The sequence below is a fragment of the Burkholderia sp. MSMB0856 genome (assembly GCF_001524645.2).
GTDB classification, from domain to species: domain Bacteria; phylum Pseudomonadota; class Gammaproteobacteria; order Burkholderiales; family Burkholderiaceae; genus Burkholderia; species Burkholderia diffusa.
This window is the reverse complement of the sequence record NZ_CP013428.1, coordinates 1,950,944-1,964,090: the sequence shown is the minus strand read 5'-3', so window position 1 is coordinate 1,964,090 and position 13,147 is coordinate 1,950,944. Positions and strand designations below refer to the sequence as shown.

10 protein-coding genes are annotated in these 13,147 nt (G+C 66.0%); 8 read left to right on the top strand and 2 right to left on the bottom strand.

Annotation, left to right across the window (positions count from 1 at the left end):
• The first annotated feature begins 17 nt into the window (after positions 1-17).
• The 4 genes from WS87_RS26415 (at position 18) to WS87_RS26400 (ending at position 5,322) form a co-directional block, all read left to right on the top strand.
• The gene (locus tag WS87_RS26415) at positions 18-1,259 is read left to right on the top strand and encodes an aromatic ring-hydroxylating oxygenase subunit alpha (protein ID WP_059534190.1); all 1,242 of its coding nucleotides are present in this window, start codon (positions 18-20) and stop codon (positions 1,257-1,259) included.
• Between the two features lie 30 nt (positions 1,260-1,289).
• Entirely contained in the window at positions 1,290-2,438 is a 1,149-nt protein-coding gene (locus WS87_RS26410; protein WP_059702351.1) for a hybrid-cluster NAD(P)-dependent oxidoreductase, read from the top strand.
• A gap of 139 nt (positions 2,439-2,577) precedes the next feature.
• The gene (locus WS87_RS26405) at positions 2,578-3,441 is read left to right on the top strand and encodes a glycine betaine ABC transporter substrate-binding protein (protein ID WP_059819541.1); all 864 of its coding nucleotides are present in this window, start codon (positions 2,578-2,580) and stop codon (positions 3,439-3,441) included.
• Positions 3,442-3,666: 225 nt separating this feature from the next.
• Positions 3,667-5,322 carry an APC family permease gene (locus WS87_RS26400; RefSeq protein WP_059819540.1) on the top strand — a complete coding sequence of 552 codons (1,656 nt, stop codon included), beginning with the start codon at positions 3,667-3,669 and terminating at the stop codon, positions 5,320-5,322.
• Between the two features lie 147 nt (positions 5,323-5,469).
• Here WS87_RS26400 and purU read toward each other — a convergent pair whose 3' ends face one another.
• The gene (gene purU, locus WS87_RS26395) at positions 5,470-6,357 is read right to left on the bottom strand and encodes a formyltetrahydrofolate deformylase (RefSeq protein ID WP_059819539.1); all 888 of its coding nucleotides are present in this window, start codon (positions 6,355-6,357) and stop codon (positions 5,470-5,472) included.
• 263 nt (positions 6,358-6,620) lie between these two features.
• Positions 6,621-7,547, bottom strand: coding sequence for a choline sulfate utilization transcriptional regulator (locus WS87_RS26390; RefSeq protein WP_082725391.1), 927 nt, complete (start codon positions 7,545-7,547; stop codon positions 6,621-6,623).
• 202 nt (positions 7,548-7,749) lie between these two features.
• Here WS87_RS26390 and betC point away from each other — a divergent pair, with 202 nt between their 5' ends.
• The 4 genes from betC (at position 7,750) to WS87_RS26365 (ending at position 13,142) form a co-directional block, all read left to right on the top strand.
• On the top strand, positions 7,750-9,285 hold the full coding sequence (gene betC / locus WS87_RS26380) for a choline-sulfatase (RefSeq protein WP_059819538.1): 1,536 nt from the start codon (positions 7,750-7,752) through the stop codon (positions 9,283-9,285).
• A 45-nt stretch (positions 9,286-9,330) separates the two neighbouring features.
• Positions 9,331-10,299: a choline ABC transporter substrate-binding protein gene (gene choX / locus WS87_RS26375; RefSeq protein ID WP_059819537.1), complete on the top strand. Its 969-nt coding sequence runs from the start codon at positions 9,331-9,333 to the stop codon at positions 10,297-10,299.
• A gap of 256 nt (positions 10,300-10,555) precedes the next feature.
• The gene (locus WS87_RS26370) at positions 10,556-11,695 is read left to right on the top strand and encodes a porin (protein WP_059534205.1); all 1,140 of its coding nucleotides are present in this window, start codon (positions 10,556-10,558) and stop codon (positions 11,693-11,695) included.
• A 196-nt stretch (positions 11,696-11,891) separates the two neighbouring features.
• Positions 11,892-13,142 (top strand): MFS transporter, encoded by a 1,251-nt coding sequence (locus tag WS87_RS26365; RefSeq protein WP_059819536.1) that lies wholly within the window; start codon positions 11,892-11,894, stop codon positions 13,140-13,142.
• Positions 13,143-13,147 lie beyond the last annotated feature (5 nt).

The following is a 13,147-nucleotide window of genomic DNA, read 5'->3' as shown; positions in this document are numbered from 1 at the left end:
GGAATCCGGAGCAAACGATGAAAGTATCGGCAGACATTCGCGCACTGATCGAACGACGCAAGGAAGGTTACAGCCTCGAGGCGCCGTTCTATACGAGCGAGGAAATCTTCGCCCTCGACATGGAGGCGATTTTCCGCCAGCACTGGATCCAGGTCGCGGTCGAACCGGACATTCCCGAGCCGGGCGACTACGTGACCGTGGAACTGGGCAGCGACTCGATCCTGATCGTGCGCGACGACGACATGGAAATCCGCGCGTTCCACAACGTGTGCCGTCACCGCGGCGCGCGTCTGTGCAACGAGGACAAGGGCTCGGTCGGCAACATCGTGTGCCCGTACCACAGCTGGACCTACAACCTGACGGGTCAGCTGATGTTCGCCGAGCACATGGGCGAGAAGTTCGACCGCTGCAAGCACAGCCTGAAGTCGGTGCACGTGCAGAACCTCGCGGGCCTGATCTTCATCTGCCTCGCCGAGGAGCCGCCGGTCGATTTCGCGCAACTGCGCGCCCAGATGGAGCCGTATCTGCTGCCGCACGATCTGCCGAGCACGAAGATCGCCGCACAGATCGACATCATCGAGGAAGGCAACTGGAAGCTCACGATGGAGAACAACCGCGAGTGCTATCACTGCGTCGCGAACCATCCCGAGCTGACGATCTCGCTGTACGAATACGGCTTCGGCTATCAGCGTTCCGAAGCGAACGCCGAAGGCATGGACGCATTCGCGGAAACCTGCGTGCGCCGTGGCAAGGAGTGGGCCGAAATGGGCCTGCCGTCCGCCGAAATCGAAAAGCTGCTCGACGTGACGGGCTTCCGTACGCAGCGCCTGCCGCTCGACCGCCACGGCGAATCGCAGACGCTCGACGCGAAGGTCGCATCGAAGAAGCTGCTCGGCAAGTTCGACCAGGCCGACCTCGGCGGCCTGTCGTTCTGGACGCAACCGAACTCGTGGCACCACTTCATGAGCGATCACATCGTGACGTTCTCGGTGATTCCGCTGTCGGCCGGCAAGACGCTCGTGCGCACCAAGTGGCTCGTGCACAAGGATGCGAAGGAAGGCATCGACTACGACGTGAAGAACCTGACGGCCGTGTGGAACGCGACCAACGACCAGGATCGCGCGCTCGTCGAGTTCTCGCAGCGCGGCGCGACCAGCAGCGCGTACGAGCCGGGCCCGTATTCGCCGTACACGGAAGGTCTCGTCGAAAAATTCTCGGCCTGGTACATCGGCCGGCTCGCCGAAAAAACCGGCGCGTAGTAGTCAGCGGAACAGCAAGCGGAGTCACACATGATGCGAGATGCGGCCAATTTCGAGCCGGCGGACAGCCGGGTTACGCACCCGGCCTTCTGGAACGCGCTCCCCGAGCGCTGGACGAGCGACGTCGAGGAAACGCTGGTGTGCTGCCACGTGCGGCAGGAAACCCACGACGTGAAGAGCTTCTTCTTCCGTTCGCCGCAAGGCCGTGCGTTCTCGTTCGAGCCCGGGCAGTTCATCACGCTCGAGCTCGACATCGAAGGCGAGACGATCAACCGGTGCTACACGATCTCGTCGTCGCCGGCGCGGCCGCACACGATCTCGATCACGGTCAAGCGCGTGCCGGGCGGCAAGGTGTCGAACTGGCTGCACGACAACCTGCAGCCGGGCGCGGCGGTGCGCGTGCTCGGCCCGGCCGGCGAGTTCACGTGCGCGCGGCATCCGGCGCGCAAGTATCTGTTCCTGTCGGCCGGCTCGGGCGTCACGCCGCTGATGTCGATGAGCCGCGCACATCATGATCTCGCGGAGGATCGCGACATCCTGTTCGTGCACAGCGCACGCACGCCGGACGACATCATCTTCGCGCGCGAACTCGATCTGATCGCATCGAACCATACGAACTTCCGCACGTCGTTCGTCGTCGAGCGCGTCGGTGCACGCACCAACTGGCCGGGCGTCACGGGCTTCCTGACGCTGCCGCTGCTGAAGCTGATCGCACCGGACTTCATGGAGCGCGAGATCTTCACGTGCGGCCCCGCGCCGTACATGAAGGCCGTGCGCGACCTGCTCGACGAAGCCGGCTTCGATCGCAAGCAGTATCACGAGGAAAGCTTCTCGTTCGAAACGCTCGCGCAGACCGCGAGCGACGACGTGCTCGCCGAACTCGTCCCGGCCGCCGACGGCGCGGACGCCGCGACGAAGCAGTACACGGTCAGCTTCGCGAAGAGCAACCGCGAGATTTCGTGCGGCTCGGAGCAGCACGTGCTCGACGCGGCGCGCCAGTCGGGCGTGCGGCTGCCGGCGTCGTGCACGCAGGGCATGTGCGGCACCTGCAAGGTGAAGCTCGTGTCGGGGCAGGTCGAGATGAAGCACAACGGCGGCATCCGCCAGCGCGAGATCGATCAGGGGATGGTGCTGCTGTGCTGCAGCAAGCCGCTGTCGGATCTGGTGATCGACAAGTAGTCAAAACAAGCCATCGCTTGTCCGGCCGCGTCGCGTCGCGTCCGGACAAGCATCCGTCGGAAAACAACGATACCGCGGAATTGTGGTTGAAGAACCTAGAGAGACAACGCGCACGGTGCGCATTTCAAGGAGATCGACCATGAAGTTGTTCGGAAAACTGTTGTGGACCGGCGCACTGTCGGCGATGGTGGCACTGAGCGCGTCGGCGCTCGCCGATACGAAGCCCACGCTGAAGATCGGCTACGTCGAAGGCTGGGATGACAGCGTCGCGACGTCGAACGTCGCCGCTCGCGTGATCGAGAAGAAGCTCGGCTACCAGGTCCAGCTCGTACCGGTCGCTGCCGGGATCATGTGGCAGGGCGTGGCGCGCGGCGATCTCGACGCGACGCTGTCCGCGTGGCTGCCCGTCACGCACGGTTCCTATTGGGGTGAATACAAGGCGAAGGTCGTCGATCTGGGCGCGAACTTCCCCGACGCGAAGATCGGCCTGATCGTCCCCGACTACGTGAAGGCGAAGAGCATTGACGACCTGAATGCCGAGAAGAGCAGCTTCGGTGGCCGGATCGTCGGCATCGATGCAGGCGCGGGCGTGATGCGCAAGACCGACGAAGCGATCAAGAGCTACGGCCTGAACTACACGCTGATGCCGAGCTCGGGCAGCGCGATGACGGCCGAGCTGTCGCGCTCCGTCGGCGCGAACAAGCCGGTGATCGTGACCGGCTGGGCGCCGCACTGGATGTTCGCGAAGTGGAAACTGCGCTTCCTCGAGGATCCGAAGAAGGTGTTCGGCGGCGCGGAGCACGTCGACAGCGTCGTGAACCCGCAGCTCGAAACGAAGGCCAAGCCGGTCGTCGCGTTCCTGAAGAAGTTCCAGTGGAAGCCGGGCGAGATCGACAGCGTGATGCTCGCGATCCAGAACGGCTCGAAGCCGGAAGCGGCCGCCGATGCATGGATTGCGGCGCATGCGGACCGCGTGAATTCGTGGACTGAAGGCACGCAGTAACACCGCGGCGATTCATCGCGCGCAATCATAAAACAACACGCCGGGAATGACTCGCAGGAATCCGAAATAATCGTGAATTCATGCGGCCATATCCCGGTTTTCTTTTTCCGATTCTGCAAAAATGCGCGCAAGTTGTTACACTAGCGCCCTCGTGCGGAGTCATCTGCTTTGTATCGGACGAGAGTAAGCGCTGAAGCGCTCACTCTGATCGAGAGGAGGAATTGGATGAGTCAGGCAGGACTGCGTGCTAATCGCACCAGTGATGTTGAGGCAGACATCTCACATGATTCGACGGGCCACACGCTGCACCGTGGCCTGACTTGGAAAGACGCATTCTGGGTGACGAGCGGTGTGCCGGCAGGCGTACTGTTCACGATCGGCGGCGTATGCGCGACGATCGGCCAGCCCGCGTGGGCGATCTGGATCGCCGCGATCACGATGGGGCTGATTCAAAGCGCGACTTATGCGGAAATATCGGGGCTATTTCCTCATAAATCGGGCGGCGCGTCGGTATACGGCGCGATCGGCTGGGTCCGATACAGCAAGCTGATTGCCCCGGTTTCCGTGTGGTGCAACTGGCTCGCGTGGTCGCCGATGCTTGCACTCGGCTGCGGCCTCGCGGCGAGCTATGCACTGACGAGTCTCTTTCCCGCCGATGCGGCGGTGCTGCACTGGCAACTCAAGGTTGCGGATCTCGGCTTCATCAAGCCGGGGCTTTCCCTGCGAATCAACGCGACGTTCATCATCGCGACGATTCTGCTTCTCATCACGTTCAAGCTTCAGCACAGCGGCGCGTTGAAGGCGGCACGCACGCAGCGCATTCTCGGCATCGCGTCGCTCACGCCGCTCCTGATCGTCGGCATCGTGCCGTTCGTCACCGGCGACGTGCCGATGTCGAACCTGCTCCCGCTGCTGCCGCTCGGCCATGATGCTCAAGGCAACCTCACGACCGCGACCTTCGGCTCGTGGAACGGGCAGGGCGTCACGATGGCGCTCGGCGCGATGTTCATGGCTGGCTGGGCGTCGTACGGCTTCGAGACGGCGGTTTGCTACACGCGTGAATTCCGCGATCCGCGTCGCGACACCGCGAAGGCGATCTTCTGGTCGGGCGCGCTGTGTCTCGTCGTGATGACGCTCGTGCCGATGGCGTTCCAGGGCGCGCTCGGCACGCAGGCGATGCTCGATCCGTCGATCGGCGACGGCACCGGCGTCGCAGCCGCGATGGCGAAGATCGTCGGCGGCGGCGCATGGGTCGCGAATGCGGTCGTCGTGATGCTGATGCTGTCGATCCTGCTGATCGTGATGACGTCGATGATGGGCTCGTCGCGCACGCTGTACCAGGCATCGGTCGACGGCTGGCTGCCGAAGTACCTGTCGCACGTGAACGAGCACGGCTCGCCCACGCGCGCGATGTGGACCGATCTCGGCTTCAATCTCGTGTTGCTGATGATGTCGGACTACATGACGGTGCTGTCGATCTCGAACGTCTGCTATATGCTGTTCGTATTCCTGAACCTTCAATCGGGCTGGATCCACCGGATGGATCGCGGCAACTGGGATCGGCCGTTCCGCTGCCCGACCTGGCTGCTCGTCGCCGGTTCGATCTGCGGCTACGCGAACCTCGTCTATGTCGGCGCGGGTGCGAACCTGCAGGGCGAAGGCACGCTGCGCAACGGGCTGATCGCGATGCTGCTGATCGTGCCGGTGTTTCTCTATCGCCACTACTGGCAGGATCGCGGTCGTTTCCCCGCGCAGATGCAGCGCGACATGGAACTCGAGGTGCCGAAGCGCGCGATGTGGCTGAACCTGATGCCGTATGCGGCGCTGATCGGCGCGGCGCTGACGATCTGGCTGTCGTACTACTTCGCGTGGGTGAAGTAAGCACCTGACCGCGGCACGCACTTCGCGCGACGAACCCGGACACCGCACCCGGGGCCGTCGCGCGAAGCGTCGAATGCCAGGCGATAAAAAACCCGACCGGCTGCTGCCGGTCGGGTTTTTTGTTGGCCGCTCGCCGAACGGATGCGCTTACGGAAACACCACGGTCCGGTCGCCGTTCAGGAACACGCGGCGCTCGATGAACGCCTTCACCGCGCGTGCAAGCGTGATGCACTCGACGTCGCGGCCCACCGCGAGCAGTTGTTCGGGGCGCAGTGCGTGATCGACGCGTTCGACCACCTGCTCGATGATCGGACCTTCGTCGAGATCGTCGGTCACGAAGTGCGCGGTCGCGCCGATCAGCTTCACGCCGCGTGCGTGTGCCTGGTGATACGGCTTCGCGCCCTTGAAGCCGGGCAGGAACGAGTGATGGATGTTGATCGCGCGGTTCGCGAGCTTCGCGCTGGTTTCCTGCGACAGCACCTGCATGTAGCGCGCGAGGATCACGAGTTCGGCACCGCTCGATTCGAAGAAGTCGAGCCACTGCGCTTCCTGCTGCGCCTTGGTGTCGGCCGTGATCGGGAAGTGGCGGAACGGCAGCCCGTGCTGCACGGCGAGCGCCTCGAAATCCGGATGGTTCGACACGATGCCGACGATGTCCATCTTCAGCTCGCCCATCCGCCAGCGGAACAGCAGGTCGGCGAGGCAGTGCTCGAGCTTCGACACCATGATCAGCACTTTCGGGCGCGCGTTCACGTCGTGGATCGCCCATTGCGTGTCGCTTTCACCGCCGCCGCCGAGCGCGGTCGCGATCGGCCCGAACTCCTGGCGCAATGCGTCGATCTGCAGCGTCTCATCCGTCGGATGAAACACGCAGCGCACGAAGAAGCGGTTGCTGAGATCGTCGTCGAACACGTTCAGCGCATCGACATAGCAGCGATGGCGCTCGAGAAAGCCGACGACGGCGGCGACCTGGCCGGCCGCGCTCGGGCACGACAGCGTCAGGACGAATTGATCGGGGCGTGAGTCGGCGGTCATGAGATTCCTCGGAGTCATGGAGCGCGAACCCGCGCGGCGGCGCGCCGGGGCGCCAGGCTACGCGGGTAGCGGGAGACTCAAGTAAATCAGGACGTTTCTGGCGCGGATAGAACCAACCCGCCGTGTGGCTGGTATCGGCGCGCCAGCGCGGCTGAGGGACGAGGGCGGGGCTGCGTGCGGGGCGGGCGGCGGGCGTCAAGCGGGGCGGCCATCGCCAACCCAGCCGGCGTCAGGAGAATATCCGCTGGACGCCGGACGGCCATTTACGCAGGTGCGCACGCATCCAGCAGCCAGCGCCGGAACACGTGGGTCGCGTCCGGCTCGGGTCGCTGCGGAGGACGCACCAGGAAGTAGCCGCGCGACGTGACGACGGGCGCGTCGACGAGCTTCACGAGCTGCCCGGACGCGACGAGCTCATCGACGAGCGGCGACCAGCCGAGGGCAACGCCCTCGCCGAGCAGCGCGGCATGGATCACGAGCGCATAGCTGTTGAAGGTCACGCCGCGCGCGGCGGCCGGCGCATCGAGGCCATGCGCGTCGAACCAGCCGGCCCACGACAGCCAGCGTTCGGGGCGCGTCGGCTGCACGTGCAGCAGCGGCAGCGCATGCAGGTGGTCGGGCCGGGCGACGTGCGGATGCGCGGCGCGGAACGCGGGCGAGCAGACCGGCGTGACGGATTCCGGAAAGAGCCGCGCGGCGGTGCACGATGGCCAGTGACCGTCGCCGAACAGGATCGCGATGTCGGCGTGGTCGCGCTGCGCATCGTAATCCTGTGACGTGACGACCCGCACGTCGACGTCCGGCATCACGCGCTTCAGGCCCGCGAGGCGCGGCATCAGCCAGTAGGTCGCGAAACCGAAATCCGTGACGATCGTGAGCGCGCCATGCTCGCGGCGCGCGCGCAGCGTCGCGGTGGCGCCGCGCAGCGTGTCGAGGCTCACCCGCACGGCTTCGTACAGGCACTGGCCGTCGCTCGTCAGCGTGACGCCGCGCGGGCTGCGCTCGAACAGCGGCACGCCGAGTTCCGCCTCGAGCTGGAACACCTGCTGGCTCACGGCCGGCTGCGTCGAGCCGAGCTCGCGCGCGGCGGCCGTGAAGCTTTGGAGACGGGCGGCCGATTCGAACGCGCGCAGCGCCTGCATCGACGGTAACGGTTCGGATTTCGACATAAGTCTCTCTAATGGCCCCATAAGGGCCGGACGCCTTCCCGCGCGAATTCGGGCGGGGGATAGTGCTTCGGACGGCACGACACCGTGCCGGTTCTTCCGCGATTCTAGCCAGTCGCGGCCGGTGCGCGCGGCACTTTCTTCAGGCTGCGTCCGTCATGCTGGCCGCGCCGCTGCCGAAGCGTCGCACCGTTCCGTTCGAACACCGATTTCCCCACGACCGCCGATGACGAACCCGACTCCCAACATCCTGATCCTGATGGCCGACCAGCTGACGCCGTTCGCGTTGCCGGCCTACGGCAATCGCGTCGCACGCACGCCGACGCTCGACCGGCTCGCCGCGCAAGGCGTGGTGTTCGATGCCGCGTATTGCGCGAGCCCGCTGTGCGCGCCATCGCGTTTCTCGCTGCTGACCGGCAAGCTGCCGTCGGGTATTGGCGCCTACGATAACGCCGCCGAATTGCCGGCGCAAACGCTGACCTTCGCGCATTACCTGCGCGCGGGCGGCTACCGCACGATGCTGTCCGGCAAGATGCATTTCTGCGGCCCTGACCAGCTGCACGGCTTCGAGGAACGGCTGACGACCGACATCTATCCCGCCGACTTCGGCTGGGTGCCCGACTGGGACCGCCCGACCGAGCGGCCGAGCTGGTATCACAACATGAGCTCGGTGCTCGAGGCCGGCCCGTGCGTGCGCACGAACCAGCTCGACTTCGACGACGAGGTCACGTTCGCGGCGAAGCAGAAGCTGTACGACGTCGCGCGCGAGCGTGCGGCCGGGCATGACGAGCGGCCGTTCTGCATGGTCGTGTCGCTGACGCATCCGCACGATCCGTACGCGATCACGCGCGAATACTGGGATCTGTACAGCGACGACGAGATCGACATGCCGGCCGTGCGGCTCGATGCGGCCGAAAGCGATCCGCATTCGCAGCGGCTGCGCTTCGTGTGCGAAAACGACCGCACGCCGCCGACCGACGCGCAGATCCGCGCCGCGCGCCGCGCCTACTATGGCGCGACGTCCTACGTCGACGCGCAATTCGGCAGCGTGCTGGCCGCGCTCGAGCAATGCGGGTTCGCCGACGACACGATCGTGATCGTCACGTCCGACCACGGCGACATGCTCGGCGAGCGCGGACTCTGGTACAAGATGACGTTCTTCGAGGGCGGCTGCCGCGTGCCGCTGATCGTTCACGCGCCGGGCCGCTTCGACGCCGCGCGCGTGCGCGGGCCCGTGTCGCACGTCGACCTGCTGCCGACGCTCGTCGACCTGGCCAGCGCGGCGCCGGCCGGCGGCTGGCCCGACCCGGTCGATGGCGCGAGCCTCGTGCCGCATCTGCGGGGTGCGCCGGCGCACGACGTCGTGCTGGGCGAATACCTCGCGGAAGGGGCGGTCGCGCCGGTCGTGATGATCCGCCGCGGCGACTGGAAATACGTGCATTGCCCGGCCGATCCCGACCAGCTCTACAACCTCGCCGACGATCCGCGCGAGCGCACGAACCTGGCCGGCCTGCCCGAAGCCGCCGACGTGCTCGCCGCATTCCGAACGGAGGCCGCGCGGCGCTGGAACCTGCCGGAACTCGACGCCCAGGTGCGCGCGAGCCAGCGGCGGCGCCGCTTCCATTACGCGGCGACGACGCAGGGCCGCATCCAGGCATGGGACTGGCAGCCGTTCACCGATGCGAGCCAGCGCTACATGCGCAATCACATCGAACTCGACACGCTCGAAGCGATGGCGCGCTTTCCGCGCGTCGGGCGCTGAACGTACCGCATCGCGGTCATTGACGAACGACGGAGGAAGCGAATCATGAAACGACAATGCAATGCAGCAATCCGGAGGCTCGGCACGGCGCTTGCCGCGGCCGCGTGCGTAGTGGCGATGCAGTCCGCACACGCCGCCGATCCGCAGACGTGTCGCGACGTGAAGATGGCGGCGCCCGGCTGGACCGACATCGACGCGACGAACGCGATGGCCGGCGTCGTGCTGAAGGCGCTGGGCTACAGGCAGGACGTCGCGAACCTGTCGGTGCCGATCACGTACCAGGGCTTGAAGAAAGGGCAGGTCGACGTGTTCCTCGGCAACTGGATGCCCGCGCAGGCGCCGCTGGTGAAGCCGTTCGTCGACGAGAAGTCGATCGACGTGCTGCACGCGAACCTCAGCGGTGCGAAGTTCACGCTGGCCGTGCCCGACTACGTCGCGGCCGCGGGCGTGCACACGTTCGCCGATCTCGCGCGCTATGCGGACCGCTTCGGCGGCAAGATCTACGGGATCGAGCCCGGCGCGCCCGCGAACCAGAACATCAAGCGGATGCTGTCCGACCATGCGCTCGGGTCCGCGAACTGGTCGCTCGTCGAATCGAGCGAGACGGGGATGCTCACGCAGGTCGAGCGCGCGGTGCGGGACAAGCGCTGGATCGTCTTTCTCGCGTGGGAGCCGCACCTGATGAACACGAAGTTCCACCTGACCTACCTGTCGGGCGGCGACGCGTATTTCGGCCCGAACTATGGCGGCGCGACCGTCAACACGGTGACGCGCCCGGGCTTTGCCGGCCAGTGCGCGAACCTGGCGCGGCTGTTCCGGCAGATGACGTTCTCCGTGGACGTCGAGAACCGGATGATCGCCGACATGCTCGACAACAAGACGCCGCCCGCGCTCGCGGCGCAGCACGTGCTGAAGGCCGACCCGGCGCTCGTCGAGGGCTGGCTGGACGGCGTCACGACCGCATCCGGCACGCCGGCACTTCCGGCCGTGCGCGCGGCGCTCGACGCCCGCTGATCTGCCTCCGGGCGGCCGGTTTTTGCCGTGCCGCCCGTCTCCGTGTTTTCCCGAGCCGTCGCATCAAGACCATTTAGTGTCGCCTTCAGACGGGTGGCCTGAAATATGGGTTTGTATTTTTCGCCAATGGCTCCGTTATTGCGGAAAACGAAATGCCGAAGCCAGCGGACGTACCGAATTCGAATCAGCCGGCGTATTGCTGCGCGCGCCAGGCCACGGTTCTTTCCATCGAAGGGTTCAGGGAGGGTGGTCGACAATGAAGCAAAAGAAAGTTGCCGTAGCCGCCGCGCTGGCATGCGCGGCCTGTATTCCCGCCATCGGCCACGCGCAGAGCAGCGTGACGCTATACGGGATTCTCGATGCGGGCATTACGTACGTGAACAACACGGGCGGTTCGCACGTGGTCAAGTTCGATGACGGCGTCTCGTACGGGAACCGCTTCGGCCTGAAAGGCACGGAAGATCTCGGCGGCGGCCTGAAGGCCGTGTTCGCGCTCGAGAGCGGCTTTCACCTCGGCAACGGGCAGCTCGGCTTCGGCGGGGCGGAGTTCGGGCGGCAGGCTTATGTCGGTCTCCAGAACGACTGGGGCACGCTGTCGTTCGGCAACCAGCTGGACATCACCAACGAGCTCGTGTCGATCTACAACATCTCGGCATGGGGCAGCGGCTACGCGATCCACCAGGGCGACTTCGACCGCTTCAACGGCGACCGCCTGCCGAACTCGGTCAAGTTCCTGTCGAACGACCTGAGCGGCTTCAAGTTCGGCGCGATGTACTCGTTCGGCAACGTCGCCGGCAACTTCCATCGCAACAGCGCATGGAGCGCGGGCGCAAGCTACACGAAAGGCGACTTCTCGATCGGCGCCGCTTACACGCGCCTGAACAACCCGAACGGCATCTACGCGTTCGACCCGTACGCGATGATCGGCACGCATACGTTCCTCGGCCAGCAGACCGTGACCGTCGATCCGGCGACCGGCGCGCGCACCGACCTGTTCGCGAACACCGCGATGGACGTCGACAGCCAGGGCACGTTCGGCATCGGCACCAGCTACACGATCGGCAAGCTGTCGCTCGACGCCAACTTCTCGTACACGACGATCAAGGGCTTCGGCCAGTCGTCGCACATGCAGGTATACGAAGGCGGCGGCTTGTACCAGTTCACGCCGGCGCTGAGCTTCATCGCGGGCTACCAGCACACGCGCTTCGAAGGTCACCACTGGAACCAGGGAACGGCCGGCCTGCACTACCTGCTGTCGAAGCGCACCGACGTGTACATCTCCGGCGACTACCTGCGTGCTTCGCAGGGTGTCGATGCGGTGATCGGCTACAGCTTCACGCCGTCGACGACGCAGACGCAGGCCGACGTGCGGATCGGGATGCGGCATTCGTTCTGAGCGGGGGTAGGGTAGTTCATTCGACGTCTTCAGCGAGGTCTCTCTTTGGCGCGAACCGCGGTTCGCGCTTTTTTTTGTAAGGCGGGCTGCCGCGCATGACGGACGCGCGCGAGACGCGGTTTCGGCGGTTGGCGATATCATCGCGGTTTGACGCGCCCTGCGTCTCGCCGATCGCCCGCTCTCGCACATCCCTCCGATGACCGCCCCGTTACCCGAATCCCGTTCGCCGTCGCCGTTACCCGCCAACCTGTTTCGCCACGCACCGTTCCAGCGCTTCTGGGGCACGCGCGTGATGTCGTCGCTCGCGTTCCAGATCCTGTCGGTCGCGATCGGCTGGTACGTCTATGCGCTCACGCACAGCGCGTTCGCGCTCGGTCTCGTCGGGCTTGCGCAGTTCGTGCCGATGTTCGCGCTGACGCTGGTCGTCGGGCAGGTGGCCGACCGTTACGATCGCCGGCGCATCGCGACGATCTGCCAGAGCGTCGAGGCGCTGGCCGCCGGCGTGTTCCTGCTCGGCGCCGCGACAGGGGGGCTCACCGCGCCGGGCGTGTATGCGCTCGCGGCGATCGTCGGCACCGCGCGCGCGTTCGAATCGCCGTCGGTGTCGTCGCTGCTGCCCGCGGTCGTGCCGCGCGGCGACCTGCCGCGCGCGACCGCGCTGTCGACGTCCGCGAACCAGGCCGCGCAGATTCTCGGGCCGGCGTTCGGCGGGCTGCTGTATGGCGTTGGCGCGCCCGCCGCGTTCGGCACGAGCGTCGTCGCGTTCGCGATCGCGGCGGTGCTGAGCGGCACGATTCCGCTGCGCAGCGCGCCCCCCGCGCGCGAACCGGTCACGCTGCGTTCGGTGTTTTCCGGTATCGCGTTCATTCGGCGCGAACCGGCGATCCTCGGCGCGCTGTCGCTCGACCTGTTCGCGGTGCTGTTCGGCGGCGCGACCGCGCTGCTGCCCATCTATGCGCGCGACATCCTGCAGGTCGGGCCGTGGGGGCTCGGCGCGTTGCGCGCGGCGCCCGCGGTCGGCGCGCTCGCGGGCACGCTGTGGCTCACGCGTTTTCCGCTGAAGGGGCGGCCGGGCCGCGCGATGTTCGGCGGCGTGATCGCGTTCGGCATCGCGACCATCGTATTCGGGCTGTCGAGGCATTTTGCGGTGTCGCTCGTCGCGCTGGCGGCGTTGGGGGCGTCGGACGTGGTGAGCGTCGTCGTGCGCCTGTCGCTCGTGCAGCTGCGTACGCCCGACGACATGCTCGGCCGCGTGAGCGCGGTCAACTCGTTGTTCATCGGTACGTCGAATCAGCTTGGCGAATTCGAATCGGGCGTGACGGCGGCGTGGTGGGGCGCGCCGGCCGCCATCGTCGTCGGCGGCGCGGCGACGATCGCCGTCGCGCTGACGTGGATGAAGCTGTTTCCTCAGCTGACCAACATGAAGTCGCTCGAACGCGACGTATGACGAGC

Excerpts from the sequence above, each read along its gene's own strand:
- WS87_RS26415 (WP_059534190.1), top strand. The coding sequence starts at position 18 with ATGAAAGTATCGGCAGACATTCGCGCACTGATCGAACGACGCAAGGAA.
- WS87_RS26410 (WP_059702351.1), top strand. The coding sequence starts at position 1,290 with ATGATGCGAGATGCGGCCAATTTCGAGCCGGCGGACAGCCGGGTTACG.
- WS87_RS26405 (WP_059819541.1), top strand. The coding sequence starts at position 2,578 with ATGAAGTTGTTCGGAAAACTGTTGTGGACCGGCGCACTGTCGGCGATG.
- WS87_RS26400 (WP_059819540.1), top strand. The coding sequence starts at position 3,667 with ATGAGTCAGGCAGGACTGCGTGCTAATCGCACCAGTGATGTTGAGGCA.
- purU (WP_059819539.1), bottom strand. The coding sequence starts at position 6,357 with ATGACCGCCGACTCACGCCCCGATCAATTCGTCCTGACGCTGTCGTGC.
- WS87_RS26390 (WP_082725391.1), bottom strand. The coding sequence starts at position 7,547 with ATGGGGCCATTAGAGAGACTTATGTCGAAATCCGAACCGTTACCGTCG.
- betC (WP_059819538.1), top strand. The coding sequence starts at position 7,750 with ATGACGAACCCGACTCCCAACATCCTGATCCTGATGGCCGACCAGCTG.
- choX (WP_059819537.1), top strand. The coding sequence starts at position 9,331 with ATGAAACGACAATGCAATGCAGCAATCCGGAGGCTCGGCACGGCGCTT.
- WS87_RS26370 (WP_059534205.1), top strand. The coding sequence starts at position 10,556 with ATGAAGCAAAAGAAAGTTGCCGTAGCCGCCGCGCTGGCATGCGCGGCC.
- WS87_RS26365 (WP_059819536.1), top strand. The coding sequence starts at position 11,892 with ATGACCGCCCCGTTACCCGAATCCCGTTCGCCGTCGCCGTTACCCGCC.